The sequence below is a fragment of the Streptomyces sp. NPDC099050 genome, assembly GCF_044759865.1.
In the GTDB taxonomy this organism is placed as follows: Bacteria; Actinomycetota; Actinomycetes; order Streptomycetales; family Streptomycetaceae; genus Streptomyces.
Genome location: NZ_JBIWAE010000007.1, coordinates 91,075 through 117,606 on the forward strand (window position 1 = coordinate 91,075; position 26,532 = coordinate 117,606).

At 70.1% G+C, this 26,532-nt stretch carries 23 protein-coding genes, 5 tRNA genes and 1 pseudogene; 11 read left to right on the forward strand and 18 right to left on the reverse strand.

Annotation, left to right across the window (positions count from 1 at the left end; genetic code table 11):
• Positions 1-102 precede the first annotated feature (102 nt).
• Genes ACIQV3_RS14245 through ACIQV3_RS14255 form a run of 3 tightly spaced genes read right to left on the reverse strand, consistent with a single transcriptional unit; the run spans position 103 to position 3,059 of the window.
• Positions 103-1,260 carry a D-alanine--D-alanine ligase family protein gene (locus ACIQV3_RS14245; protein ID WP_403712684.1) on the reverse strand — a complete coding sequence of 386 codons (1,158 nt, stop codon included), beginning with the start codon at positions 1,258-1,260 and terminating at the stop codon, positions 103-105.
• Positions 1,261-1,299: 39 nt separating this feature from the next.
• A complete protein-coding gene (locus tag ACIQV3_RS14250) occupies positions 1,300-2,310 on the reverse strand; it encodes an NAD(P)H-dependent glycerol-3-phosphate dehydrogenase (protein ID WP_403712685.1) in 1,011 nt (336 codons plus the stop codon).
• Complete coding sequence (locus ACIQV3_RS14255; protein ID WP_403712686.1) at positions 2,307-3,059, reverse strand: lysophospholipid acyltransferase family protein; 753 nt, start codon at positions 3,057-3,059, stop codon at positions 2,307-2,309. Before ACIQV3_RS14255 ends, ACIQV3_RS14250 begins: the two co-directional genes overlap by 4 nt.
• A 239-nt stretch (positions 3,060-3,298) precedes the next feature.
• Between ACIQV3_RS14255 and cofC the strand changes: the two are divergent.
• Positions 3,299-3,898, forward strand: a pseudogene (cofC, locus tag ACIQV3_RS14260) (2-phospho-L-lactate guanylyltransferase); the annotation flags it as partial.
• 306 nt (positions 3,899-4,204) lie between these two features.
• Here the strand turns inward: cofC and ACIQV3_RS14265 are convergent.
• The 4 genes from ACIQV3_RS14265 to leuC all read right to left on the reverse strand — a co-directional run bounded on the left by ACIQV3_RS14265 (position 4,205) and on the right by leuC (position 7,434).
• Complete coding sequence (locus ACIQV3_RS14265; RefSeq protein WP_403712687.1) at positions 4,205-4,891, reverse strand: HU family DNA-binding protein; 687 nt, start codon at positions 4,889-4,891, stop codon at positions 4,205-4,207.
• Between the two features lie 145 nt (positions 4,892-5,036).
• Complete coding sequence (locus ACIQV3_RS14270; protein ID WP_243337737.1) at positions 5,037-5,264, reverse strand: hypothetical protein; 228 nt, start codon at positions 5,262-5,264, stop codon at positions 5,037-5,039.
• Positions 5,265-5,401: 137 nt separating this feature from the next.
• Positions 5,402-5,995 (reverse strand): 3-isopropylmalate dehydratase small subunit, encoded by a 594-nt coding sequence (gene leuD, locus ACIQV3_RS14275; RefSeq protein ID WP_403712689.1) that lies wholly within the window; start codon positions 5,993-5,995, stop codon positions 5,402-5,404.
• Positions 5,996-6,000: 5 nt separating this feature from the next.
• A complete protein-coding gene (leuC, locus tag ACIQV3_RS14280) occupies positions 6,001-7,434 on the reverse strand; it encodes a 3-isopropylmalate dehydratase large subunit (protein ID WP_403712690.1) in 1,434 nt (477 codons plus the stop codon).
• Positions 7,435-7,618: 184 nt separating this feature from the next.
• Between leuC and ndgR the strand changes: the two genes are divergently transcribed.
• Positions 7,619-8,335, forward strand: coding sequence for an IclR family transcriptional regulator NdgR (gene ndgR / locus ACIQV3_RS14285; protein WP_112450208.1), 717 nt, complete (start codon positions 7,619-7,621; stop codon positions 8,333-8,335).
• A gap of 197 nt (positions 8,336-8,532) precedes the next feature.
• On the opposite strand, the gene ACIQV3_RS14290 is transcribed toward ndgR, so the two are convergent.
• The 9 genes from ACIQV3_RS14290 to ACIQV3_RS14330 form a co-directional block, all read right to left on the reverse strand.
• Positions 8,533-8,605: transfer RNA gene (locus tag ACIQV3_RS14290), tRNA-Glu, on the reverse strand.
• A gap of 21 nt (positions 8,606-8,626) precedes the next feature.
• Positions 8,627-8,698: transfer RNA gene (locus ACIQV3_RS14295), tRNA-Gln, on the reverse strand.
• 24 nt (positions 8,699-8,722) lie between these two features.
• Positions 8,723-8,795: transfer RNA gene (locus tag ACIQV3_RS14300), tRNA-Glu, on the reverse strand.
• A gap of 61 nt (positions 8,796-8,856) precedes the next feature.
• A tRNA-Glu gene (locus ACIQV3_RS14305) sits at positions 8,857-8,929 on the reverse strand.
• Between the two features lie 26 nt (positions 8,930-8,955).
• Positions 8,956-9,027 (reverse strand) — tRNA-Gln (locus ACIQV3_RS14310).
• 86 nt (positions 9,028-9,113) lie between these two features.
• Entirely contained in the window at positions 9,114-9,842 is a 729-nt protein-coding gene (locus ACIQV3_RS14315) for an HAD family hydrolase (RefSeq protein WP_403712691.1), read from the reverse strand.
• Between the two features lie 112 nt (positions 9,843-9,954).
• Complete coding sequence (gene gltX / locus ACIQV3_RS14320) at positions 9,955-11,430, reverse strand: glutamate--tRNA ligase (RefSeq protein WP_403712692.1); 1,476 nt, start codon at positions 11,428-11,430, stop codon at positions 9,955-9,957.
• Entirely contained in the window at positions 11,423-12,229 is an 807-nt protein-coding gene (locus ACIQV3_RS14325) for a fumarylacetoacetate hydrolase family protein (protein WP_403712693.1), read from the reverse strand. Before ACIQV3_RS14325 ends, gltX begins: the two co-directional genes overlap by 8 nt.
• 103 nt (positions 12,230-12,332) lie before the next feature.
• On the reverse strand, positions 12,333-12,515 hold the full coding sequence (locus ACIQV3_RS14330) for a hypothetical protein (protein WP_403712694.1): 183 nt from the start codon (positions 12,513-12,515) through the stop codon (positions 12,333-12,335).
• 602 nt (positions 12,516-13,117) lie between these two features.
• Between ACIQV3_RS14330 and ACIQV3_RS14335 the strand changes: the two genes are divergently transcribed.
• The 8 genes from ACIQV3_RS14335 (at position 13,118) to ACIQV3_RS14370 (ending at position 23,659) form a co-directional block, all read left to right on the forward strand.
• Positions 13,118-16,912 (forward strand): nitrate- and nitrite sensing domain-containing protein, encoded by a 3,795-nt coding sequence (locus tag ACIQV3_RS14335; protein WP_403712695.1) that lies wholly within the window; start codon positions 13,118-13,120, stop codon positions 16,910-16,912.
• A 9-nt stretch (positions 16,913-16,921) separates the two neighbouring features.
• The gene (locus ACIQV3_RS14340; protein WP_008739864.1) at positions 16,922-17,335 is read left to right on the forward strand and encodes a roadblock/LC7 domain-containing protein; all 414 of its coding nucleotides are present in this window, start codon (positions 16,922-16,924) and stop codon (positions 17,333-17,335) included.
• Positions 17,336-17,486: 151 nt separating this feature from the next.
• Positions 17,487-17,879 carry a DUF742 domain-containing protein gene (locus ACIQV3_RS14345; RefSeq protein ID WP_243337752.1) on the forward strand — a complete coding sequence of 131 codons (393 nt, stop codon included), beginning with the start codon at positions 17,487-17,489 and terminating at the stop codon, positions 17,877-17,879.
• The gene (locus ACIQV3_RS14350) at positions 17,860-18,444 is read left to right on the forward strand and encodes an ATP/GTP-binding protein (RefSeq protein WP_385229961.1); all 585 of its coding nucleotides are present in this window, start codon (positions 17,860-17,862) and stop codon (positions 18,442-18,444) included. Before ACIQV3_RS14345 ends, ACIQV3_RS14350 begins: the two co-directional genes overlap by 20 nt.
• Positions 18,445-18,764: 320 nt before the next feature.
• Entirely contained in the window at positions 18,765-21,977 is a 3,213-nt protein-coding gene (locus ACIQV3_RS14355) for a nitrate- and nitrite sensing domain-containing protein (protein ID WP_403712696.1), read from the forward strand.
• Positions 21,978-21,987: 10 nt separating this feature from the next.
• Complete coding sequence (locus ACIQV3_RS14360; RefSeq protein ID WP_243337850.1) at positions 21,988-22,401, forward strand: roadblock/LC7 domain-containing protein; 414 nt, start codon at positions 21,988-21,990, stop codon at positions 22,399-22,401.
• 93 nt (positions 22,402-22,494) lie between these two features.
• The gene (locus ACIQV3_RS14365) at positions 22,495-23,094 is read left to right on the forward strand and encodes a DUF742 domain-containing protein (protein ID WP_403712697.1); all 600 of its coding nucleotides are present in this window, start codon (positions 22,495-22,497) and stop codon (positions 23,092-23,094) included.
• Entirely contained in the window at positions 23,075-23,659 is a 585-nt protein-coding gene (locus tag ACIQV3_RS14370; RefSeq protein WP_007266770.1) for an ATP/GTP-binding protein, read from the forward strand. The genes ACIQV3_RS14365 and ACIQV3_RS14370 overlap by 20 nt, the downstream gene beginning before the upstream one ends.
• Positions 23,660-23,764: 105 nt before the next feature.
• Here the strand turns inward: ACIQV3_RS14370 and ACIQV3_RS14375 are convergent, their stop codons facing one another.
• Positions 23,765-23,968 (reverse strand): acyl-CoA carboxylase subunit epsilon, encoded by a 204-nt coding sequence (locus ACIQV3_RS14375; protein ID WP_403712698.1) that lies wholly within the window; start codon positions 23,966-23,968, stop codon positions 23,765-23,767.
• Positions 23,969-23,993: 25 nt separating this feature from the next.
• Positions 23,994-25,577 carry an acyl-CoA carboxylase subunit beta gene (locus tag ACIQV3_RS14380; protein WP_243337765.1) on the reverse strand — a complete coding sequence of 528 codons (1,584 nt, stop codon included), beginning with the start codon at positions 25,575-25,577 and terminating at the stop codon, positions 23,994-23,996.
• Positions 25,578-25,905: 328 nt separating this feature from the next.
• Here ACIQV3_RS14380 and ACIQV3_RS14385 point away from each other — a divergent pair, with 328 nt between their 5' ends.
• Entirely contained in the window at positions 25,906-26,517 is a 612-nt protein-coding gene (locus ACIQV3_RS14385) for a YceI family protein (RefSeq protein ID WP_403712699.1), read from the forward strand.
• The last annotated feature ends 15 nt before the right edge of the window (positions 26,518-26,532 follow it).

Below are 26,532 nucleotides of genomic sequence, written 5' to 3' on the forward strand. Positions count from 1 at the left end.
CCCGGACCCGCCCGCGCGGACGAGGACCGCCCGCCGCCCTCCTCATCCGAGGGGCGGCGGGCGGTCCTCGTCCGCGTGCGGGGCTTTGGGCTCGATACGGGGTTAGCGCAGTCCGGTGGAGCGGCGCAGAGCGGCCTGGATCAGGCGGTCCACCAGCTCCGGGTACTCGATGCCCGACTCCTGCCACATGCGCGGGTACATGGAGATCGGCGTGAAGCCCGGCATCGTGTTGATCTCGTTGATGACGAAGGCGCCGTCCTCCGTGAGGAAGAAGTCGGCGCGCACCAGGCCCTCGCAGGACGCGGCGTCGAAGGCCTCGATCGCGAGCTTCTGGACCTCGGCGGTCTGCTCCGGGGTGAGCGGGGCGGGCACGAGTCCGGAGGCGGAGTCGATGTACTTGGCCTCGAAGTCGTAGAAGTCGTGGCTGGAGACCGGCGGGATCTCGGCGGGCACGCTCGCGCGCGGACCGTCCTCGAACTCCAGGACTCCGACCTCGATCTCGCGGCCGCGCAGCAGCGCCTCCACGATGATCTTCGGGTCGTGGCGGCGGGCCTCGCGGATCGCGGATTCCAGCCCGGAGGGCTCGTCGACCTTCGTGATGCCGATCGAGGAGCCGGCGCGGGCGGGCTTGATGAACAGCGGCCAGCCGTGCTCGCCGGCGAAGCCCGCGATGCGGGCGAGGGCGCCCTCGCGGTCGTTCTCCCACTCGCGGGGGCGGATGGTCACGTACGGGCCGACCTTCAGCCCGAAGGACGTGAAGACCCGCTTCATGTAGTCCTTGTCCTGGCCGACGGCCGAGGCGAGGACGCCCGAGCCGACGTACGGGATGCCGGACAGCTCCAGGAGGCCCTGGAGGGTGCCGTCCTCGCCGTACGGGCCGTGCAGGACGGGGAAGACCACGTCGACCTCGCCCAGCGCCTTGGGAACGGCGCCCGGCTCGGTGTAGACGACCTCGCGGCTGGCCGGGTCCACGGAGAGCACGACGGTGCCGTCCTCGGAATCGGCGAGCTGCCCCACGTTGGGGAGCTCGCCGCCGGAGATGGCCATCCGGGCGGGCTCGTCGGCGGTCAGCGCCCATCGGCCGTCCGTGGTGATGCCGATGGGCAGCACCTCGTACTTGGAGCGGTCGATGGAGCGCAGGACGGCGCCCGCGGTGACGACCGAGATGGCGTGTTCCGAGCTGCGGCCGCCGAACACGACGGCCACGCGGGGCTTGCGGCCCTGCTGCTCAGGGGTCTGGGGGAGGTTCTCGCTGCTCATATCGCCACGAGGGTACCCGGTCAAGCGTCCGGAAAGCAGTCAGCGCCGTTCCGGTTTGGCACTGCGTCCCATGAGTTCCTTGAGCGCGACCAGGGTGGGCTTGCCGTGGTGGACGATGTCGACGACCGTGTCGGTGATCGGCATGTCCACCCCGTGGCGGCGGGCCAGATCGGCCACGGACTGGCAGGACTTGACGCCCTCGGCGGTCTGCTTGGTGACCGCGATGGTCTCCTCCAGGGTCATCCCGCGGCCGAGGTTGGTGCCGAAGGTGTGGTTCCTGGAGAGCGGCGAGGAGCAGGTGGCGACGAGGTCGCCGAGGCCCGCGAGGCCGGAGAAGGTGAGCGGATCAGCGCCCATCGCCAGGCCCAGGCGGGTGGCTTCGGCGAGACCGCGGGTGATGAGCGAGCCCTTGGTGTTGTCCCCGAGGCCCATGCCGTCCGCGATGCCGACGGCGAGGCCGATGACGTTCTTGACCGCGCCGCCGAGCTCGCAGCCGATGACGTCGGTGCTCGTGTACGGGCGGAAGTACGGGGTGTGGCAGGCGGCCTGGAGGCGCTGGGCCACGGCTTCGTCGGTGCAGGCGACCACGGAGGCGGCGGGCTGCCGGGCGGCGATCTCGCGGGCCAGGTTGGGGCCGGTGACGACGGCGACGCGGTCGGCGGGGACCTTGGCCACCTCTGCGATGACCTCGCTCATCCGCTTGGCCGTGCCGAGTTCGACGCCCTTCATCAGGGAGACGAGCACGGTCTCGGGGGCCAGCAGCGGGGCCCAGGCGGCGAGGTTGCCGCGCAGGGTCTGCGAGGGGACGGCGAGGACCGTGAAGTCGGCGCCGCGCGCGGCCTCGGCCGGGTCGCTGGTGGCGCGGATGTTCGCGGGGAGTTCGATGTCGGGGAAGTAGTCCGGGTTGGTCCGGGTGCCGTTGATGGCGTCGACGAGCTCTTGGCGGCGGCCCCACAGGACCACCTCGCAGCCGGCGTCGGCGAGGACCATGGCGAAGGCCGTGCCCCAGGAGCCGGTTCCGAATACGGCTGCCTTCACGGGACCTGTCACTTGTTGCCCTCCCCTGCGGCCTTGCGCCGCTGCTGCGCCCTGGCGTTGCGATGGTCGTACGGCTGCGCGGGCGCACTCTGGCCCCGCAGTTCCTCCAGCAGCCCGGTGATGGCCGCCATGATGACTTCGGTGGCCTCCCTGAGCACGTCCGGGGTGGGTTCCCGGTCGTAGTACGCGGAGAGGTCCACGGGCGGCCCGGCGAGGACCTGGAGGGTCTTGCGCGGGAACAGGCGGACCCTGTTCTCCTTGGCGTAGGGCGGCATCGCGAGATTCGCGCCCCACTGGGCCACCGGAATGACGGGGGCCCTGGTCATCAGCGCCACCCGGGCGGCACCGGTCTTGCCGGCCATCGGCCACATGTCCGGATCCCGGGTGAGGGTGCCTTCCGGGTAAAAGGCCACGCATTCGCCGCGCTCGATCGCGTCCACGGCGGCCCGGAATGCGTCCAGGGCGTTGGTGGACTCCCGGTAGACGGGGATCTGGCCGGAGCCGCGCAGGATCGCTCCGACAATGGGGACCTCGAAGAGGGCCGCCTTGCCGAGCAATCGGGGCACCCTGCCGGTGTTGTACTGGAAGTGCGCGTAGGACAGCGGGTCCAGATACGAGTTGTGATTGACGGCGGTGATAAATCCGCCCTCGGTCGGAATGTGTTCCATTCCCCGCCAGTCCCGCCTGAAGAGCACTACCAGCGGCGGTTTCGCGATGGCCGCCGCAAGGCGGTACCAGAAGCCGATTCTGCGGCGGGACACTCGGACACCTTCCTCTTGGACCGGTGCGCGGCTTGGGCGCCTCTGGGCCGGACAAGTGTGGCCCCGGGTCCGGTCTCTGTCGAGAACACCGTACGCCCCGGACACCCTGACCAGACCCCGGGTCGACCGGCATGAGGTGACAATGGGGCTCCGCATGACCCGGCCATGACCCGCACATGGTCTGAGCGGCGCGCGAGCGTGCCGGAGGGAAGGGGTCCGTCACGAACGCCGTCTGGAGTCTGGTGGTCCCGCTGAAACCGCTCGCGGTGGCCAAGAGCCGCCTCGCGGCGGCCGTCGGGGCGTCCCGGCCGGGGCTCGCCCTGGCGTTCGCGCTGGACACCGTCGCCGGGGCGCTGGCCTGCGCCGCGGTCGCGGATGTGGTGGTCGTCACGGACGATCCCGCGGCCGGCGCGGAACTGGCGCGGCTGGGGGCCCGGATCGTGCCGGACTCCCCCGCGGCCGGACTCAACGCGGCACTGGCCCACGGGGCGCGGGAGATACGGGCGGGCAGGCCGCGGGCGGCGGTGGCCGCGATGAACGCGGATCTGCCGGCGCTGCGGCCACCCGAATTGCTACGCGTGCTCGAAACCGCTTCGGCATTTCCCAGGGCATTTCTGGCGGATGCGGCGGGAATCGGGACTACCTTGCTTTCCGCTGCTCCGGACGTGGAATTGGCGCCCTCGTTCGGCGGCTCCTCGCGGGCCCGGCATTCGGCCTCCGGTGCGGTGGAAATGGCCCTCGCGGGCGTCGAGAGCATCCGCCGGGACGTGGACACGGGGGCGGATCTGCGGACGGCCCTGGCCCTCGGCGTGGGGCGCCATACGGCCCGATACAGTGCCCGTATGCAGGCGACCGCGTACACGTACGACACCCAGACCCGCAGCGGCAGTGTGCTGCTGGACGACGGCACCCCGGTGCCCTTCGAGGCCCCTGCGTTCGACGCGGGCGGCCTGCGGCTGCTGCGCCCCGGGCAGCGGGTCCGGATCGAGACGGACGGCGAGGGCGCGGGCCTGCGGATCACCCTGGTCACGCTGCAGACCTTCTGACCCCGGCCGCTCCCGTACCGACCCCGGCCGCTCCCGTACGCACCGCGGGCCGGTTTCCCCACGGTGGGGAAACCGGCCCGGCGTGTGTGACTCGTTGCCCTACTTGGTCTTGCGGGCGGTGGTCTTCTTCGCGGTGGCCTTGCGCGTCGCCGTCTTCTTGGCGGGCGCCTTCGTCGCCGCGGTGGCCTTCTTGGCCGCCGGGGCGGTCTTCTTCGCGGTGGCGGTGGTCTTCTTGGCCGCGGGGGCGGCCTTCTTCGCGGTGGCGGTGGTCTTCTTCGCCGCCGGGGAGGCCTTCTTCGCCACGGCGGTCTTGGCGACCGTCTTCTTGGCGGTGGCGGTGACCTTCTTGGCCGTGGCCTTCTTCGCGACCGTGGTCTTGGCCGCGGCAGCCGCCTTCTTGGCGGGTGCGGCCTTCTTCGCGGCGGCCTTCTTGACCGTCGCCGAAGCGCCACCGGTGAGGCTTCCCTTGGGCGCCTTCTTCACCGAGACCTCGCCGCCCTTGGGCAGCTTCTTGGTGCCGCTGACCAGGTCCTTGAAGCCCTGGCCCGCGCGGAAGCGGGGAACAGAGGTCTTCTTGACCCGGACGCGCTCACCCGTCTGGGGGTTGCGGGCGTAGCGGGCCGGGCGGTCGACCTTCTCGAACGAGCCGAAGCCCGTGACCGAGACCCGGTCGCCACCGACGGTCGCACGGACGATGGCGTCCAGTACCGCGTCGACGGCGTCCGCGGCCTGCTGACGGCCGCCCAGCTTGTCGGCAATCGCTTCTACGAGCTGCGCCTTGTTCAACGTCTTCCCCTTCGGAGACTTCGCCAGAACGAATGTGTTCAAGCTTATTTCGCACGTTAGGCGGATATATACCGCAAATCAAACACGAAACGGGCTTATCACCCTAGTGCCGCAACGTTGTAGGCCGTTACGGAGTTCCTTCGCATCAGTCGCCTTCAGGGAATCGACCCTCGTCGAGGTCCTTCATCAACCTGTCCAGGCGCCTTGCCGCGTCGGCGAGATCATGCTTCGCCACGGCCGTGACGACCAACAGCTTCCGGGACAGCGCCATCCTTACGCCCTCCGGGACTTGCAGTGTGCGCACCCTTGTGTGTGCTTCTTTCAATCGGTCGGCGACAAGTCCGTAGAGCTCAAGTTGACTGTCGCGTTCCATGCACAGATTGTGCCATCTGGGGCGAGTTGTCGCCTCACGGGGCCTCAACACACGACTGTGCCCCCTGCCGGATGGCAGGGGGCACAGTGTTGCCTATGTGATCACCCTAAGGCGAATAAGCGCTGCTCAGGCTGGAATCACGCCTGAATCGTGCGCGGCTTGAAGGCCGGCCGAACGCTTTCGTACGTGGAGATGTCCGCTTCGTTCTGAAGGGTGAGGGAGATGTCGTCCAGGCCCTCCAGCAGCCGCCAGCGAGCGTTGTCGTCGAGTTCGAACTCCGCTACGACGCCTTCGGCTCGGACCTGGCGGTCGACCAGGTCGACCGTGATCTCGGCGGTGGGGTCGGCCTCGGTCAGCTTCCACAGCTGCTCGACGGTCTCCTGCGGCAGGACCACGGTCAGCAGACCGTTCTTCAGCGAGTTGCCGCGGAAGATGTCGGCGAAGCGGGAGGAGATGACCGTCTTGAAGCCGAAGTTCTGCAGGGCCCAGACGGCGTGCTCGCGCGAGGAACCCGTACCGAAGTCGGGACCGGCGACCAGAACGGTCGCGCCGGCGCGCTCGGGGCGGTTGGTGATGAACTCCGGGTCCTTGCGCCAGGCCTCGAAGAGCCCGTCCTCGAAACCGTCGCGGGTGATCTTCTTCAGCCAGTGGGCCGGGATGATCTGGTCGGTGTCGACGTTGCTGCGGCGCAGCGGGACGGCCCGGCCGGTGTGCTTGGTGAAGGCTTCCATCGTTCTCAGACTCCTGCGGGCGCGGTAGCGGCGGACGACCCTGCCAGGTCGGCGGGCGAGGCCAGGTGGCCCAGTACCGCGGTGGCGGCGGCCACCTGCGGGGACACCAGGTGGGTGCGCCCGCCCTTGCCCTGCCGGCCCTCGAAGTTGCGGTTGGAGGTGGACGCGGAGCGCTCACCGGGCGCCAGTTGGTCGGGGTTCATGCCCAGACACATCGAGCAGCCCGCGTGCCGCCATTCGGCGCCGGCATCCTTGAAGACCTTGTCCAGGCCCTCGGAGACGGCCTGGAGCGCGACGCGCACCGAGCCCGGGACGACCAGCATCCGTACGCCGTCGGCGACTTTGCGGCCCCCGATGATCCCGGCGACGGCGCGCAGGTCCTCGATGCGGCCGTTGGTGCAGGAACCTACGAAGACGGTGTCGACCTTGATGTCGCGCAGCGGCTGCCCGGCGGTCAACCCCATGTACTCCAGGGCCTTTTCGGCGGCGTTGCGCTCCGAAGCGTCCTCGTACGAAGCCGGGTCGGGGACGTTCGCCGACAGGGGTGCGCCCTGGCCCGGGTTGGTGCCCCAGGTGACGAACGGCGACAGCGTGGTGCCGTCGATGACGACCTCGGCGTCGAAGACGGCGTCGTCGTCGGTGCGCAGGGTCTTCCAGTACGCGACCGCCGCGTCCCAGTCCTCGCCCACGGGGGCGTGGTCGCGGCCCTGGAGGTAGTCGAAGGTGGTCTGGTCGGGGGCGATCATGCCCGCGCGGGCGCCGGCCTCGATCGACATGTTGCAGATGGTCATGCGGGCTTCCATCGACAGCTGCTCGACGGCCTCGCCGCGGTACTCCAGGATGTAGCCCTGGCCGCCGCCGGTGCCGATCTTGGCGATGATCGCCAGGATCAGGTCCTTGGCGGTGACGCCGTCGGCCAGCGCGCCGGTGACGGTGATCGCCATCGTCTTGGGGCGGGCCAGCGGCAGCGTCTGGGTCGCCAGCACGTGCTCGACCTGGCTGGTACCGATGCCGAACGCCAGCGCGCCGAAGGCGCCGTGCGTGGAGGTGTGCGAGTCACCACAGACCACCGTGGTGCCCGGCTGGGTCAGACCCAGCTGCGGTCCCACGACGTGGACGACACCCTGCTCGACGTCGCCCAGCGAGTGCAGGCGGACGCCGAACTCGGCGCAGTTCGACCGCAGCGTCTCCAGCTGGGCCCGGGAGACCGGGTCCGCGATCGGCTTGTCGATGTCGATGGTGGGGGTGTTGTGGTCCTCGGTCGCGATGGTGAGGTCGAGGCGTCGGACCTTGCGGCCGGCCTGACGCAGCCCTTCGAAGGCCTGCGGGCTGGTCACCTCGTGCAGCAGGTGCAGATCGATGAAAAGGAGGTCGGGCTCGCCTTCGGCGCGCCGGACGACATGGTCGTCCCAGACCTTCTCCGCGAGTGTCCTACCCATCGCTTTCCCTCCGGCCGGCCGGTTGTGCCGGCGCTTGATAGAGATCTCGTGCGCCTGACCGCCCGTACCCCACGTCCCGGACGACGGCTCGGACCCAGTGGTTCGTGGACCCGCACATACAGACTCGCTGGTTCTTGGAAAAATTGAACTTGCGTTTCACAGTGTGAGACGCGAATATCGTTTCATGGACAACTCTAGCGGCGTCGGCGTTCTCGACAAGGCAGCTCTGGTATTGAGCGCACTGGAGTCCGGTCCGGCCACCCTCGCCGGGCTGGTCGCGGCGACAGGGCTCGCACGACCCACGGCACATCGCCTTGCCGTGGCACTGGAACACCACCGGATGGTGGCGAGGGACATGCAGGGCCGGTTCATACTCGGACCGCGGCTGGCGGAGCTCGCCGCCGCGGCCGGCGAGGACCGCCTGCTGGCCACGGCCGGACCGGTGCTCACCCACCTCCGGGACGTTACGGGCGAGAGCGCGCAGCTCTACCGGCGTCAGGGCGACATGCGCATCTGCGTGGCGGCCGCCGAGCGGCTGTCGGGCCTGCGGGACACCGTCCCGGTGGGCTCCACGCTCCCGATGAAGGCCGGCTCGGCCGCGCAGATCCTGATGGCCTGGGAGGAGCCCGAGCGGCTCCACCGCGGGCTGCAGGGCGCGCGCTTCACGGCGACGGCGCTCTCGGGCGTACGGCGTCGCGGCTGGGCGCAGTCGATCGGCGAGCGGGAGCCGGGTGTTGCCTCCGTCTCGGCGCCCGTACGCGGCCCCTCGAACCGCGTGGTGGCCTCCGTCTCGGTCTCCGGGCCGATCGAGCGCCTGACCCGCCACCCGGGGCGCATGCACGCCCAGGCCGTCATCGACGCGGCCGCCCGCCTGACGGAGGCCCTGCGCCGCTCCAGCTGAACTCCCCTTGTTCACCCACCACTCCCCCGGGCCCGGGGGCGCGTGAGACGCCGCACACGTCCGCACACACGCGCCGCCGGGCCCGTACTTCTCGGCCCGGTTCCGCCCCGTCGGGACACCCGGACACCCGGACGCCCGGACGCCCGGACATAGCGAAGAGGCCCTCCGCGATGAACGCGGAGGGCCTCTTCTGTGCGTACCCCCGACCGGATTCGAACCGGCGCTACCGCCTTGAGAGGGCGGCGTGCTAGGCCGCTACACAACGGGGGCTAGCTTCACTGCGGTACTGCGCTGGGCTACCAGGACTCGAACCTAGAATAAGAGAACCAGAAACTCTCGTGTTGCCAATTACACTATAGCCCAAAGGTCTAGACCAGCTAGACACCGTACCCCCGACCGGATTCGAACCGGCGCTACCGCCTTGAGAGGGCGGCGTGCTAGGCCGCTACACAACGGGGGCCCTAGCGATCCTGCATCAAAACATCCGGGTGCGACCCTGGAGATCTCGCGGGAAGGATCTGTACCCCCGACCGGATTCGAACCGGCGCTACCGCCTTGAGAGGGCGGCGTGCTAGGCCGCTACACAACGGGGGCAAGCACTGCGTCACTACTGAACTGCGCTGGGCTACCAGGACTCGAACCTAGAATAAGGGAACCAGAAACCCTCGTGTTGCCAATTACACTATAGCCCACCAAAACTCAAGACCCTGAGGGGCTTTCGTTCGGTTAGCGCCTCCGGCCCGGCCTTTCGGCCCGCTCGGGCGGCGCAGAAAGAACATTACCGGATGCCTGACCGTGCTCCAAAACGGGTATCCCCGGCCAGCACCTGCGGGAGCCGGTCGAGTCCGGCGATCCGGTGCACGCCCTCGGGCCCGGGGCCGCGCGATCCGTCGCGGTCGAGCCATACGGCCGTGAGTCCGGCGTCCCGGGCGCCGCGCGCGTCGATCTCGGGCTGGTCCCCCACGTAGACGACTTCCCCCGGTTCCAGGCCCATCTCGGCGCACGCCGCCAGGAAGGCGCCCGCCTCGGGCTTGCTGACGCCCAGCTCCACGGCGCACACCAGGACCTCGAAGCGCTCGCGCAGGCCGAGGTGGCGCAGCTTGGGGTCCTGGTTGGCCACGGAGGAGTTCGTGAGCACCCCGTGGCGGTAGCCGCCCGCCAGGGCGTCCAGTACCGGCACGACGTCGGGGAAAAGCTCCCAGGCGGCCGTGTAGTGCCCCACGTACCGTCCGAACCAGTCGTCGGCCTGCGCGTCGGTCAGCGCGGGCTCCCCGAGGAACTCGCGCACCCGGTCCCGGCGCTGCCCCTGGAAGGTGCCCTGGCCGGCCGCGAACCGCTCCCAGTGCCGGTCGGTGATCCGCCGCCACAGCGCGAGCGCCTCGGCCGGAGCCCCGTACCGCTCCGCGAGCCCCTCGGCGACCAGGTGCGCCGTGAGCCCGGCCCGGTCGGCCCCGGTGTAGTCGAAGAGCGTGTCGTCGATGTCCCACAGCACCGCACGGATCGCCATGCGGCCGACCCTACGCCGGGGTCCCGTCCGCCGGGGGCACGACGGAGAAGTCCGTGACGACGCCGTAGGGGCGGCAGCCGGGTCGGCTGCCGCCCCTACGGGGAGGTGCGGGTCAGGCCGCGAGCTTCGCCAGGGTCGCGTCGATGCGGGACAGGGAGCGGTCCTTGCCCAGGATCTCGAGGGACTCGAAGAGGGGCAGGCCGATCGTGCGGCCGGTGACGGCCACGCGGACGGGGGCCTGCGCCTTGCCGAGCTTGAGGCCGTGGGCCTCGCCGGCGGTCAGGACCGCCTGCTTGAGGGACTCGGGGTCGGACCAGTCCGCCGCGGCGAGGTTCTCGCGGGCCGTGGTGAGAAGGGCCTCCGGGTCGCCCTTCATCGCCTTGTCCCACGAGGCCTGGTCCTCGACGGGCTCCTTCAGGAACAGGAAGTCGACGTTGTCCGTGATGTCGGACAGGACCGTGACGCGGGTCTGGGCGTACGGCGCGATGCGCTCCCAGGCGGCGGCGTCGAAGTCCTCGGGCGCCCAGTTGGCGTGCGGGGCCCGCAGCCACGGGGCGCAGGCGTCCGCGAAGGCCTTCGGGTCGAGCAGCCGGATGTGGTCGGCGTTGATCGACTCGGCCTTCTTGAGGTCGAAGCGCGCCGGGTTGGCGTTGACGTCCGGGATGTCGAACTTCGCCACCATCTCCTCGATCGAGAAGATGTCCTGGTCCTTGGAGAAGGACCAGCCGAGCAGCGAGAGGTAGTTCAGCAGGCCCTCGGGGAGGAAGCCGCGCTCGCGGTACAGGTTGAGCGAGGCCTCGGGGTCGCGCTTGGAGAGCTTCTTGTTGCCCTCGCCCATCACGTACGGCAGGTGGCCGAAGGCGGGGGTGGTCTTGGCGACGCCCAGCTCGATCAGCGCCTTGTACAGGGCGATCTGGCGGGGGGTGGAGGAGAGCAGGTCCTCGCCGCGCAGGACGTGCGTGATCTCCATCAGCGCGTCGTCGACGGGGTTGACGAGCGTGTAGAGCGGGGCGCCGTTGGCCCGGACGATGCCGAAGTCCGGCACGTTGTCCGGGGTGAAGGTCAGCTCTCCGCGGACCAGGTCCGTGAAGGTGATCGGCTCGTCGGGCATCCGGAAGCGGACGATGGAGGCGCGGTGCTCGCCCTCGTACGCCTCGACCTGGACGGTGGTCAGCTCGCGGCAGTGGCCGTCGTATCCGGAGGGCTTGCCGGCGGCCCGGGCGGCGGCGCGACGGGCGTCGAGCTCCTCGGTGGTGCAGTAGCAGTGGTACGCGTAACCGCCGTCGAGGAGCTTCCGCGCGACGTCCTTGTAGATGTCCATGCGCTCGGACTGGCGGTACGGGGCGTGCGGGCCGCCGACCTCGGGGCCCTCGTCCCAGGTGAAGCCGAGCCAGCGCAGCGAGTCGAGCAGCTGGCCGTAGGACTCCTCGGAGTCGCGGGCCGCGTCGGTGTCCTCGATGCGGAAGACGAACGTACCGCCGTGGTGGCGGGCGAACGCCCAGTTGAAGAGGGCCGTGCGGACCAGACCCACGTGGGGGTTGCCGGTCGGGGACGGACAGAAACGTACGCGGGGGGTCGCGTTAGCCACGCTTGATCACCTTGTTGGTGAGAGTGCCGATGCCTTCGATGGTGACGGCGACCTCGTCGCCGACGTTCAGGGGGCCGACTCCGGCCGGGGTCCCCGTGAGGATGACGTCGCCCGGGAGGAGGGTCATGGCCTCGGTGATGTGGACGATGAGGTCCTCGATGGAGCGGACCATCTCGCTGGTGCGGCCGAGCTGGCGCTGTTCGCCGTTGACGGTGCACTGGATGGTCAGGTCGCTGGGGTCGAGGTCCGTCTCGATCCAGGGGCCGAGGGGGCAGGAGCTGTCGAAGCCCTTGGCGCGGGCCCACTGCTTCTCGCGCTGCTGCACGTCGCGCGCGGTGACGTCGTTGGCGCAGGTGTAGCCGAGGATGACGTCCTTGACGCGCTCGCGCGGGACCTCGCGGCACATGCGGCCGATGACCACGGCGAGCTCCGCCTCGTGGTGGAGGTCCTGGGAGAAGGACGGGTACGCGATCGGGTCGCCCGGGCCGACCACCGAGGTGGAGGGCTTGAAGAACGTGATGGGGGCGTCCGGACGGCCTTCACTGTCGAAGATCGTGTTACCGAGCTCCGCCGCGTGCTCCGCGTAGTTGCGGCCGATGGCCACGATCTTGTTCGGGAGCACGGGCGGGAGCAGCCGGACCTTGTTCAGCGGGACCTTCGTGCCCGAGAGCTCGAAGTCCGCGAACGGGATGCCCTTGATGATGTCGAGGACGAGCTCACCTTCGGCGCCGGGGGCAGGGTTGCCCTCGACCGCGCCGAACGCGACATTGCCGTCGATCGAGAACCTGGCGATGCGCACGTGTTGCGTCTGCCCCTCTGTATTTCCGCTGGCTGGAGTCTGCGGACTCCAGGCTAACGCGGTCGGGGCCGACGCTTCGCGCGGCTTTCGCCGGACGGACCCTTTACTGCGCGGCGGCGACGGGCGCGTCCATGAGGACGGTGCGGCGCGGGTTCGCGGTCTGGGTCGGCAGCTCGACGGTGTGCTCCGGGACCTGTACGGCCTGCAGCTCCTCGGCGTCCTTGAGGTGCGCGAGGGTGGTGCGGCGCGGGTTGGCTATGTTGCGGAACATCATCGTCGTCTTCATCGGAGTGCGAAGCCCTCGGCTCACTAGGTCGGATGGTGGCGGCGGGCGCCGCCGGGATGCCTTCGGAGTGCCGCTTGTCGCTCGCGGCAAGCCTGTAAAGCTCAAGGCTAAACATCTGAATCCCCCGCCGAACCGGGAAGTAATGGCCACGGCTATGTGAGTTTGCTCACCAGCGACCAGGCATTACGGGCATAACGGGCAGTCAATTCCACCCCCCAAAGCGGACATTGCGCCACTGAATGCGCCATTCCGCTCCCGATCATCGCGACTGGGACAGCTTGTCAGGCGCGAGGTTTGGGCGGCGTAAGTCCGATTCCATATGAATTGGCCCGCACGTCGGGTAGTGCGGACGTCACCGGACGTGACCGACTGTCCAGGCCGGGACTCGCACCTTGTTGGAGATCCGCCTCTGTGCTGGAATTCGCGGGACCGCCGCGGGAATCAGCCGGCGCGCAGGTGGCGCGAGACAGCGCCGAGCGCGGCGGCAACGGAGAGGGAGACGCGCCGGTCACCGACGACCACCATGGGGCGCATTGCCCCACGACTCGACACCGTCCCACCGGTCGCCCGGCGGGACGCCTGGTCCAGAGGTTGCGACGCTAGTGCAGGGACGATTCAAGAGGGATGACAAGGGGTCTCCCCAGGCCCGTCAGGGCCGTGGGGAAGCCGCGCCGGAGCAGGACCCGCGCGGCGGGACCGACCGTGGCTCCTCGCCCCAGCACGCCCAGAACCGCGGGCCGGCTGTCGAGGGCGGGGGCCCCGACGGCTCCGCCGCGGTGAAGCCCAAGGGCCGTGCCAAGCCCAAGGGCGGTTCCAAGGCCGACGACGAGTCGGGCGGCCGCGACGTCGCGATACCCCAGACCCCGCGTGGGTCCGGTTCCCGTCTGGCCATGCAGAACTGGCGCATCAGCACGCGACTGGTGTCGCTGCTGACCCTGCCGGTCGTCGCCGCCACCACCCTCGGTGGCTTCCGCATCAACGACTCGCTCAACGACATCGCGCAGCTGGAGCACATGCAGCTGCTGACGACGATGACCCGGCAGGCCACCAACCTGGCCGCCATGCTCCAGGCCGAGCGTGACAACTCCGCCGGCCCGCTGTCCGTCGACAAGTCGGGCAAGACCAGCACCCTGGTGCAGGGCGTCCGCGACTCGACCGACTCCGCCGTCCGGTCCTTCGCCGCCGCGACCGACAAGGTCGACGTCGCGGAGGGCGACGACGAGACGCTCCGGTCGATCCGCAACAACATCCTGCAGATCGCACACGGGCTCAACAACCTCGAAGAGATCCGCAAGAACGCGTACCAGAACGGTGCCCAGCAGACCGTCACCGAGTACAACGCGCTGGTCGTCTCGCTGCTCTCGCTCTCGCAGGACATGGCCCAGGCCACCTCGAACCCTGAGATGATCAAGCGCACCCGTGCGCTGGCCGCGTTCTCCTCCGCCAAGGAGTACGCCTCGATCCAGCGCGCGGTCATCGCCGCCGCGCTCCCCGCCGACCCCTCCGTGCCCGGCAACCTCACCGAGAACGACCGGCTGTACGCCCGCTCCGCGCAGAACAGCGAGGAGCAGGCGCAGAAGACCTTCGAGCTGGCCTACCAGGGCAAGCCCGAGGAGCTCCTCGCCTCGCTCGGTGACGGCAACCAGGAGATCGGCAACGCCGACGGCTACGCCCGCCGAGTCCTCGCGAACAAGGACCAGTTCGTCAAGGAGAAGCCCCGGTCCTGGATGGACTGGTACGACGCCGACGACACCAAGCTCCAGGCGATGAAGGTCATCGAGCTCACCCTGCTCGAGGACATGGAGCAGAAGGCCCGCGAGCTCAAGAACGAGTCGCAGCGCGACGCCCTCATCAACGGTGCGCTGATCCTCCTCGTCCTCGGTGTCTCCCTCGTCGGCGCCTTCGTCATGGCCCGCTCGATGATCCGCTCGCTGCGCCGCCTCCAGGACACCGCGACCCGCGTCGCCCAGGACCGGCTGCCCGAGCTCGTCAAGCAGCTGTCCGAGTCCGACCCGCAGGACGTGGACACGACGGTGGAGTCCGTCGGTCTGCACACCCGCGACGAGATCGGCCAGGTGGCCGCGGCCTTCGACGACGTGCACCGCGAGGCCGTCCGCCTCGCCGCCGAGCAGGCCCTCCTGCGAGGCAACGTCAACGCGATGTTCACCAACCTCTCGCGGCGTTCGCAGGGCCTCATCCAGCGCCAGCTCTCGCTCATCTCCGAGCTGGAGTCGCGCGAGGCCGACCCGGACCAGCTGTCCTCGCTCTTCAAGCTCGACCACCTCGCGACCCGCATGCGCCGTAACGGCGAAAACCTCCTCGTCCTCGCGGGCGAGGAGCCGGGCCGCCGGTGGACCCGCCCCGTCCCGCTCGTCGACGTGCTCCGTGCCGCGGCGTCCGAGGTGGAGCAGTACGAGCGCATCGAACTCTCGTCGGTGCCCGGCACCGACGTCGCCGGCCGCGTCGTCAACGACCTCGTGCACCTGCTCGCCGAGCTGCTGGAGAACGCCACCTCGTTCTCCTCCCCGCAGACCAAGGTGAAGGTCACCGGTCACGCGCTGCCCGACGGCCGCGTGCTCGTCGAGATCCACGACACCGGCATCGGCCTCTCCCCCGAGGACCTCGCCGCGATCAACGAGCGGCTCGCGGCGCCGCCCACCGTGGACGTCTCCGTCTCCCGGCGCATGGGTCTGTTCGTGGTCGGCCGCCTGTCCCTGCGACACGGCATCCGCATCCAGCTGCGTCCCTCCGACTCGGGCGGTACGACGGCCCTCGTCATGCTGCCGGTGGACGTGGCCCAGGGCGGCAAGAAGCCCGCTCCGATGCCCGGCCAGGGCGGTCAGGGGTCTCCCGGCGCCCCCGGTCAGGGCGGTCCCGGCGCACAGGGCTCGGTCCCGGCTCCCGGCGCGCGTCCCCCCGTGGGCGCCGGCCCGCAGCGCGGCCAGGTTTCCGCCGGCAACCAGCGCGCGGCCCTGCCGGGCCGCGACGGGGCCCCCGGCGGTCTTCCCCAGGGCCCCGGCCCGCAGGGCGGCCCGCAGGGCGGCCCGCAGGGCGGACGGCCCCCGCAGCAGCAGGGCCCCGGCGGCCAGACGCAGAGCGCCTTCGGTTCGGGTGCCCCGCTGCCGGGCCGCGGCCCGGTCTCGGGTCCCGGCGGCCAGGGCGGCTTCGGCGGTCCGCAGGCCCGTCCTCCGGTCGGCGTCCCCACGGCATCCGGTCCCGGCGGCTTCCCGCAGGGCAACGGCTTCGAGCGTCCGCAGCAGGGTCAGCCGGGGCAGCAGCCCCCGCAGCAGGCTCCGCAGCAGCAGGGTCAGCCGGGTCGGCAGCAGCCCGGCGGCCCGGCCGCGCGCGGTCCCCAGCCGCAGCTGCCGCCGCGCGGTGGCGCGCCCCGTCCGGAGCTCCCGGGCGCGGGTGGCGGACCCTCCGCGATGCCCCAGACCACCTCGTGGGGCGCGGGCCAGCGCGGTCACGACGTACCGCGCGGCCACGACGAGCTGTCGGGCCCCGGTTCCACATCCGAGTTCCCCCGCCCCGACTTCAACGCCCCGGCCCCGCAGGCCGGCGGCTCCGGCGGCCACGACAACGGCGCCACGGGCCAGTTCGCCCGTCCGGAGTTCGGCGACCCGGCCTCCACGGGGCAGTTCGCCCGTCCCGAGTTCGGCGACCCGGCCTCCACCGGCCAGTTCGCCCGCCAGGACTTCCAGGCCCAGCGGCCCGGCGGCCCCGGTGTCGGCGGCTTCGCCCAGCCCGGCCAGGCTCCGCAGCCCCAGGGCGACTACGCCCCCGTACCGCCTGCGCGCGCCGAGGCTCCGCGGCTGCCGCAGGCGCCCCGTCCGGAGGCGCTGCCCCCGGCCGGTCCGAGCGGTGAGGGTCGCAGCCCGATCTTCGACACGCTGGAGTCGAACTGGTTCCGCCAGGAGGCCGGTCAGGCCCCAGCGCAGGTACCGGCGGTGCCCCAGCAGGCGCAGCAGTCCGCCCCGGCGGCTCCGGCTCCCGTCGCCCCCCAGCGCCCGCAGCAGCACCAGCTGCCGCAGCGCGGCGCGGAGCAGGCTCCGGCGGAGTCCGCGCAGACGGCCACCGGCGCCGTGCCGACCGTGAGCTGGCGCTCCTCGCCGAACGACGAGCTGATGCGGCAGGCCGAGCGCGTGCGCCAGCCCGCCGCCGGCGGCATCACCACGTCGGGTCTGCCCCGCCGGGTCCCACGGGCGAACCTCGTGGCCGGCACCGCGCAGCAGCAGGCCGAAGCACAGGCCGGCCCCCAGGTTTCGCGGTCCCCGGACGATGTCCGAGGCCGTCTCACCAACCTCCGACGCGGTATCCAGCAGGGACGGCAGGCCGGCACCACCGGCCCGGCCACCGGCAATTACCACGTCGACCCCACTTACCAGCAGGAGCGATAGTTGAGTTCGATGAGCCAGGCGGCACAGAACCTGAACTGGTTGATCACCAACTTCGTGGACAACACCCCCGGGGTGTCCCACACCGTGGTGGTCTCCGCCGACGGCCTCCTTCTGGCCATGTCCGAAGGCTTCCCCCGCGACCGGGCCGATCAGCTCGCCGCGGTGGCCTCCGGGCTGACCTCCCTCACCGCGGGTGCGTCCCGCATCTTCGAGGGCGGTGCCGTCAACCAGACGGTGGTGGAGATGGACCGCGGATTCCTCTTCCTGATGTCGGTTTCCGACGGATCCTCGCTGGCCGTACTGGCGCACCCCGAGTGCGACATCGGTCTCGTGGGGTACGAGATGGCCCTCCTCGTGGACCGCGCCGGCAGTGTCCTCACCCCGGACCTGCGCGCGGAACTGCAGGGAAGCCTGCTCATCTGACTGCCGCTCTCCCGGCCGGACGGTACTGCCGGCCGGGGGACCGGGGCCGCGGCCCCGGAACCCAGTACCGCCATCAGGCCGTCATACCGTCCCCCCACCGGCCGCCCCGTCAGACGGCACGCTGACCACTGCTGTCCAGCCCGGAGGATCAATGACCCCGCCCCCCGCCTATTCCGATCAGTACGGAGACTCGTACTCGGAAGGCGACCAGCCGCTGGTTCGTCCGTACGCGATGACCGGTGGCCGGACCCGACCGCGCTACCAGCTCGCCATCGAGGCCCTGGTCAGCACCACGGCCGATCCGATGCACCTGTCCGGGCTGCTCCCGGAGCACCAGCGCATCTGCACCCTCTGCCGTGAGGTCAAGTCTGTCGCGGAGGTCTCCGCACTGCTCAACATGCCGCTCGGCGTCGCACGGATCCTCGTCGCCGACCTGGCGGAGGCCGGCATGGTGGCCATCCACCAGCCGGGCAATGGAGAGGCCGGCGGCACGCCGGATGTAACGCTGCTCGAAAGGGTGCTCAGTGGACTTCGCAAGCTCTAGCGGTGGAGCGGCTCCTCGCTCCACCACCTCCGCGAAGATCGTGGTGGCGGGTGGTTTCGGCGTGGGCAAGACCACGTTCGTCGGCGCCGTCTCCGAGATCAACCCGCTGCGCACCGAGGCCGTGATGACGTCCGCGAGCGCGGGCATCGACGACCTGACCCACACCGGGGACAAGACGACCACCACGGTCGCCATGGACTTCGGCCGCATCACCCTCGACCAGGACCTGATCCTGTACCTCTTCGGTACCCCGGGCCAGGACCGCTTCTGGTTCATGTGGGACGACCTGGTGCGCGGCGCGATCGGGGCGATCGTCCTCGTCGACACGCGGCGCCTGGCCGACTGCTTCCCGGCCGTCGACTACTTCGAGAACAGCGGTCTGCCGTTCGTCGTGGCCCTCAACGGCTTCGAGGGACACCAGCCGTACACCCCGGAGGAAGTCCGCGAGGCCCTGCAGATCGGCCCGGACGCACCCATCATCACCACCGACGCCCGCCACCGCGCGGACGCCAAGAGCGCGCTCATCACGCTCGTCGAGCACGCCCTGATGGCGCGGCTCAAGTAACGGTTCACGTAGGGGCGCCGCACGACGAGGGCCTCATCGGCCGGTTCTGAGGGGGCGGGCTGTGTCATGCGACACGGCCCGCCCCCTTCGTTCATAACGTTTCGACAGAGAATTGGCATTAGTTGGCGACACGGTGCGTTCGTCCGGTGTCACTGCGCTCACAACTGGCCCCGCTTTTGCCGCAGGACGCTCTTTATGTCCGATTTATGTGGGACATAAGGCTCTAGGAATGGCCGATTTCAACTGTTTGGAACACGGCCGTTAACCGTGCTGGAATTCAACGAACTAGCTAGTAGCACCGCCGAGAGGTTGTTGGTCGAGTGAGGCGAAGCAACTCGAGCCCCGCGGATGAACCCGCGCGCGGCAACTTCACCCCGCCGCCGCGCGCGGCCGCGTCATCCTTTGACGTACCCGTGGAACCATCCGTGAGCGCCGGCAGCACCAGCAGGTTCTCGCCCCGCAACTGGCGCGTGCCGACCCGTCTGAACGCCATCCTCCTCGTCCCGGTCCTGGTCGGACTGGTCATGGGCGGTTTCCAGGTGAAGGGCTCGATCGACACCTGGGACGAGGCCAAGGACGCCGAGAAGACCGCGGTCATCGTCCAGGCCGCCGCCGAGTACGGCCAGGCGCTGCTGAACGAGCGCGACCTGACGGCCGATCCCCTGCTCAGGGGCCAGCGCGAATCCGAGCCCGTGCTGGAGGCCTACGCCGCCACCGACGCGGCCAAGGCGAAGTTCGCCGAGGCCGCGAAGGACCTGCCCGAGGGCCAGGGCCTGGAACGCCGTCTGGAGCTCTTCCGCCAGGAGGAGCCGAAGCTGGAGCAGGTCCGCAAGACGGCCTACGCGGCGCAGTTCGAGACGCCGAAGAAGGCCCTCCCCAGGTCTCTGGGACCGATCCCGACCGAAGAGGGGTACGTGCTGGTCCAGCACTACCTCATGCAGTTCTCCAACGAGCTGGGCCTCGGCACCGGCAACGTGACCTCGTACGGCCGCATGGTCTACGCGCTCGAACTGTCCAAGGCCGCGAACTCGCTGCAGCGCTCGGTGGGCACGCACCTGCTGGTCCGGCCGAGCGCGATCGAGGACATCCGCAAGGCCCAGCTCGTCGCCTTCTCCTCGTACGCGTACCTCGAAGAGATCGCCATCGGCGAGTACGTCGCCGCCGGCACCGACGAGGACGTCGCGCGGCTGCGCGAGATCATGGGCAAGAAGTCCGAGGAGGGCGCCACCAAGCTCGCCGCCGCCAAGCAGGCGGCCGAGCAGGCGGGCACCGTCTTCCGCGCCCCGCCGGTGGTCAACGGCTCCGCGCTCACCGGTATGACCGAGGCGATAGCCAGCGGCGAGAAGCCCGCCAAGCTCGCGCAGGACGGCACCACCCCGCAGGCGTGGCAGGCCGCGGCCACCGCCAAGTTCGACGGCTACGCCGAGCTCGAGAAGGAACTCCTCGGCAAGGCCCTCAAGGACGCCGGAACCGTCTCCGACGAGGCCCGTAACGACGCCATCCTGACCGGCGCCATCGTGGTCGTGGCCCTGCTCGCCGCCTTCATCCTGGCCGGCATGATGGCCCGCCAGATGGGCCGCGCGATGCGCCGGCTGCGCAACGGCGCCTTCGACGTCGCCGAGCAGCGCCTGCCGATGCTCGTCGACCAGCTCTCGCGCACCGACCCGGGCAAGGTCGACACCCGGGTGGTGCCGATCCCGATCGACTCCCAGGACGAGATCGGCGAGGTCGCCCGCGCCTTCGACCAGATCCACCGGGAGGCCGTCCGGCTCGCCGCCGAGCAGGCCCTCCTGCGGGGCAACGTCAACGCGATCTTCACGAACCTCTCCATGCGCAACCAGTCGCTGATCGAGGGCCAGCTGACCCTGATCACCGAGCTGGAGAACAACGAGGCCGACCCGGACCAGCTGGAGAACCTCTTCCGCCTGGACCACCTGGCCACCCGCATGCGCCGCAACGGCGAGAACCTCCTCATCCTCGCGGGCGAGGAGCCGGGCCGCCGCTGGGACCAGCCGGTCCCGCTCGTCGACGTCCTGCGCGCCGCCTCCTCCGAGGTGGAGCAGTACGAGCGCGTCGAGCTGTCGGGCGTCTCCGAGGCCGAGATCCACGGCCAGGCCGTGACCGACCTCGTGCACCTGCTCGCCGAGCTGCTGGAGAACGCCACCACCTTCTCCTCCCCGCAGACCAAGGTCCGGGTCACCGCGACGCGTCTGCCCGACGGCCGCGTGATGGTCGAGATCCACGACAAGGGAATCGGCCTGACGGCCGAGGACTTCGCGGACATCAACCACAAGCTGGCCAACCCGCCGACCGTGGACGCCGCGATCTCGCAGCGCATGGGTCTGTTCGTGGTCGGCCGGCTGGCCGACCGGCACAGCATCCGCGTCCAGCTGCGCCCCTCGGGCGAAGCGGCCGGCACCACCTCGCTGGTCATGCTCCCCGACGCCATCACCCACGGTGGCGGTGGCGAGGAGATCCCGGCGGACGACTTCACCGTGTCCCAGATGATCCCGCGCCAGCAGAGCCAGCAGCCGGCCCCGCTGCGCACGGCCGCCGAGCTCGGCTTCGACGACTCCCGCTACGAGGTCCACCGGGCCGACCAGCCGGGCTTCGAGGAGCCCGCCGCCGACCCGGTCGGCCGGTCGCTGGGCCGTGAGGAGCGCCGGGCCGCGCTGGAGGCGCAGGTCGGCTACCCGCAGCCGCAAGCGGCGTACGACGAGTCCGCAGCGCCCGCGGCGGAGTATCCGGAACCGCAGCCGGAGCACGCGTACCAGCCGTACCAGGGCTACGAGCAGCAGCCCGCCACGGGCTACAACCTCGGTTACGAATCCGCTCAGGCCGGGCAGGGATACGACGCGTACACCCAGCAGGAGTACGCGTATCCGGAACCCGGGTACACGGATCAGCGACAGGAAACCCCGGCCTACGACGGCGGGTACGATTCCCGTTCCACCGCTGCGGAGTGGCCCCAGCAGAACACCTACTCGGGCTCCTACCAGCAGGATTACGGGACCGAATCGGAATCACCGGTCGCTCCCGAACCGGCCCCGGAACGCGTAGGCTTCGACCGTCCGGGCGCCACCGCCGACGCCGGCCACCAGGTGACCGGGGCGGGCCTGCCGCGACGCGGCAGCCAGCCGCAGCAGCGGCCGGGACAGCAGGAAGCGGAGTCCTCCGGATCCCTCTTCGAGCAGCGGCCGCAGCGTCAGCAGCAGCCCGCGGCGCCGGAGAAGGCTTCCGGGGAAGCGGAAGGCCCTGCCGACTGGCGCTCGAACAACGACGAGCGCTGGCAGCAGGCCGCGAAGCTCCGTGAGCCGAAGGCCGGCGGGGTCACCCCCTCCGGTCTCCCCCGGCGCGTGCCCAAGGCCAACCTGGTCGAGGGCGCTGCGGAGACGACGCCGCAGGGAGGCCCCGAGGTCTCCCGGGCCCCGGAGGACATCCGTGGCAGGTTGAGCAACCTGCGACGCGGTGTCCAGCAGGGCCGCAACGCGGGATCCGAGCAGTCAAGTAACAGCTATGACCAGGAGCGTTAGTGTGAGCGCGATGAGCCAGGCGGCGCAAAACCTGAACTGGTTGATCACCAACTTCGTGGACAACACCCCAGGGGTGTCTCACACGGTGGTGGTATCCGCCGACGGCCTCCTTCTGGCTATGTCCGAAGGCTTCCCCCGCGACCGGGCCGACCAGCTCGCCGCGGTGGCCTCCGGGCTGACCTCCCTCACCGCGGGTGCCTCGCGCATCTTCGAGGGCGGCGCCGTCAACCAGACCGTGGTGGAGATGGACCGCGGATTCCTCTTCCTGATGTCCGTCTCCGACGGATCCTCGCTCGCGGTGCTCGCGCACCCCGAGTGCGACATCGGCCTCGTGGGGTACGAGATGGCCCTCCTCGTGGACCGCGCCGGCAGCGTCCTCACCCCGGACCTGCGCGCGGAACTGCAGGGCGGACTTCTCAACTAGCAGACAGGCAGTGCGTTTCGCGTCACTGCACCATAGGGTGCGGTGGCGCGGTTCCACAGGGAGTACTGCGTACTTGGAGTCGGAGGAGGAAACGTGACAACACCCGGAGGACATCCCTATGGCGGCGCGCAGCAGCCGCAGGGTGGGCACGACCAGAACCGCTTCAACTTCCCTTCCGCTCCCAGCAACCGGCCCGCGCCGGAGCACGACCCCGCCTCCGGGCAGCCGTACCAGCGGCAGCCCTACCAGCAGCCGCAGCAGCCGTACGGCAGCCCGCAGCAGCAGCCCGGGCAGTCCTACCGGCCCCCGCAGCAGCCTCCGCGCGGCGGGCGCCCGCCGGCTCCTCAGGCGCACAACCCGCTGGTGCGCCCGTACGCGATGACCGGTGGCCGGACCCGTCCGCGCTACCAGCTCGCCATCGAGGCACTGGTCAGCACGACGGCCGATCCCGCGCGGCTGCAAGGGCAGTTGCCCGAGCACCAGCGCATCTGCCTCCTGTGCCAGGAGATCAAATCCGTCGCGGAGATCTCGGCACTTCTTTCCATTCCTCTTGGCGTAGCCCGGATCCTCGTCGCCGACCTGGCGGAGGCGGGCCTCGTCGCCATCCACCAGCCCGGCGGCGACGAGTCCGCCGGCGGCCAGCCAGACGTGACACTGCTCGAAAGGGTGCTCAGTGGACTTCGCAAGCTCTAACGGCGGAGCGGCTCCTCGCTCCACCACCTCCGCGAAGATCGTGGTGGCGGGTGGCTTCGGCGTGGGCAAGACCACGTTCGTCGGCGCCGTCTCCGAGATCAACCCCCTGCGCACTGAGGCCGTCATGACGAGTGCCTCCGCCGGCATCGACGACCTGACCCACACCGGGGACAAGACGACCACCACGGTCGCCATGGACTTCGGCCGCATCACCCTCGACCAGGACCTGATCCTGTACCTCTTCGGTACCCCCGGTCAGGACCGCTTCTGGTTCATGTGGGACGACCTGGTGCGCGGCGCGATCGGCGCCGTCGTCCTCGTCGACACCCGCCGTCTCGCCGACTGCTTCCCCGCCGTCGACTACTTCGAGAACAGCGGCCTGCCCTTCGTCATCGCCCTCAACGGCTTCGACGGGCACCAGCCGTACACCCCGGAGGAAGTCCGCGAGGCCCTGCAGATCGGCCCGGACGCACCCATCATCACCACCGACGCCCGCCACCGCGCGGACGCCAAGAGCGCGCTCATCACGCTCGTCGAGCACGCCCTGATGGCCCGCCTGCGGTAGCCGTCCCCGGCCCGCGCGCCCGGCCCCACGGTCGTACGCGAAAGCCCCCCGCACTCCGAGGAGTGCGGGGGGCTTCTTCGCGTGGTGCCCGCGGGGCTTCGTGTACTAGCCCTGCCAGCTGCGCGGGCCGCGGAAGCCGGGGGTGCGCTCCAGGCGGCGCCAGCCGGCCTGGGAGCCGACGGCGGTGGCCGGGGCGTACTCGGGGGTGGCGGCGGCGCGGGCGAGCAGGATCGCGGTGATCGCGGCCAGCTCCTCGGGCTCGGCGTTGCCCTTCTCGACCTTCAGCAGGGTGCCGTTCGCGTTGCTCATCGGTGGCGGTTCTCCTCTCACGTCTCTACTGGGGCGGGTTGCCGTGCTTGCGCGACGGCAGATCGGCGTGCTTGTTGCGGAGCATCGCGAGGGCGGCGACGAGGACCTCGCGCGTTTCGGCGGGGTCGATGACGTCGTCGACGAGGCCTCGCTCGGCCGCGTAGTAGGGGTGCATCAGCTCGGCCTTGTACTCCTTGACCATGCGCGCGCGCATGGCCTCGGGGTCTTCGGCGTCCGCGATCTGCTTGCGGAAGATGACGTTGGCGGCGCCCTCGGCGCCCATCACGGCGATCTCGTTGGTCGGCCAGGCGTAGGTGAGGTCGGCGCCGATGGACTGGGAGTCCATGACGATGTAGGCACCGCCGTAGGCCTTGCGCAGGATCAGCGAGATCCGCGGGACGGTCGCGTTGCAGTACGCGTACAGCAGCTTCGCGCCGTGGCGGATGATGCCACCGTGCTCCTGGTCGACGCCCGGCAGGAAGCCGGGGACGTCCAGGAGGGTGATGATCGGGATGTTGAAGGCGTCGCAGAGCTGGACGAAGCGCGCCGCCTTCTCGGAGGCGTGGATGTCCAGGACGCCCGCGAGGTGGCCGGGCTGGTTGGCGACGATGCCGACGACCTGGCCGTCCATCCGGGCGAGGGCGCAGATGATGTTGCGGGCCCAGCGCTCGTGGATCTCCAGGACGTCGCCCTCGTCGACGAGCTCCTCGATGACCTTGAGCATGTCGTACGGGCGGTTGCCGTCGGCGGGCACGAGGTCGAGCAGGACGTCGGAGCGGCGGTCCGCCGGGTCGCTGGTCTCGTGGACCGGCGGGTTCTCGCGGTTGTTGGAGGGCAGCATCGTGATGAGGTAGCGGACCTCGGAGATGCAGGTCTCCTCGTCGTCGTACGCGAAGTGCGCCACGCCCGAGGTCTCGGCGTGCACGTCCGCGCCGCCGAGGCCGTTCTGGGTGATCTCCTCGCCGGTCACCGCGCGGACCACGTCCGGGCCGGTGATGAACATCTGCGAGGTCTCCCGGACCATGAACACGAAGTCCGTCAGTGCCGGGGAGTAGGCCGCGCCGCCGGCGCAGGGGCCGAGCATCACCGAGATCTGCGGGATGACGCCCGAGGCCTTGGTGTTGCGCTGGAAGATGCCGCCGTAGCCGGCGAGCGCGGAGACGCCCTCCTGGATGCGGGCGCCGGCGCCGTCGTTGAGGGAGACCAGCGGGGCACCGGCCGCGATGGCCATGTCCATGATCTTGTGGATCTTCGTGGCGTGGGCCTCGCCCAGGGCGCCGCCGAAGATGCGGAAGTCGTGCGCGTAGACGAAGACCGTACGGCCCTCGACCGTGCCCCAGCCGGTGATGACACCGTCGGTGTAGGGCTTCTTGGCCTCGAGGCCGAACCCGGTCGCCCGGTGGCGGCGCAGCTGCTCGACCTCCTTGAAGGAACCCTCGTCGAGCAGCAACGCGATCCGCTCGCGGGCGGTGAGCTTGCCCTTGGCATGCTGCGCTTCGGTCGCCCGGTCACTGGGGCCGCGGCGCGCCTGCTCGCGCAGGTCGTGCAGCTCGGCCACGCGTCCGCGGGCGTCCGTCGGCTCGCTCGGAATCTGGTCCACAACGGTCATGTAATGACCTTACGAAGCCGGACCGGAAAAACCCTCCGTCGAATCCGCACAGTGTCAGGTGTCTTCCGCTGTCCGGGCCGGACAGAACCACTGGGGGAGCAGTGCGTCCCACCAGGCAGGACGTTGGTCCTTTGTGGGGTTTCCACAAATCTTCCCGCCAAGTGGCCGCCAAGGCGTCACCAAGATGCCGTCAAGGCATCCAAGCCGCCGACAAGAGCGTGGGAGGTTGAAATTTGAACGGAATGGGTCTAGCGTCGTTCTTGTTGAAAGTTCAACGAATCATCGAGTGCCGGACTTCCAGCGGCACCTCTACCAAGGAGAAGCAGCCATGGGTCTCTTCAACCGCCGCGCCCAGGACACCACCACGACCGCCGTCGCCACCCTCGACGTGGACCCGGCCCTCGCCGCGCTCACCGGCGACTACGTCATCGACGCCTCCCACAGCAGCATCGGGTTCACCGTCCGCCACGCGATGGTCACCAACGTGCGCGGCACCTTCGCCGAGCACGAGGGCGCCCTGCACCTGGACGGCGCCGACCCGTCCCGCTCCACCGCGTCCATCGAGGTGAAGATCGCCTCCATCGACACCGGCATCGGTGACCGAGACGGCCACCTGCGCTCCGGGGACTTCTTCGACGCCGAGACCTTCCCGCTGATGACCTTCCGCTCCACCGAGGCGCGGCAGCTCGGCGGCGACAAGTACCGCATCACCGGCGAGCTGACCATCAAGGACGTCACGCGCCCGCTCTCCATCGACCTGGAGTTCGGCGGCTCGGCCACCGACGTCTACGGCAACGAGCGCGTCGGGTTCGAGGGCTCCGCCGAGATCCTGCGCTCCGACTGGGGCCTGACCTGGAACGCGGCCCTGGAGACCGGCGGCGTGATGGTCAGCGACAAGGTGAAGCTGACCTTCGACATCTCGGCGATCAAGCAGGCCTGACGCGCGGCGCGACCC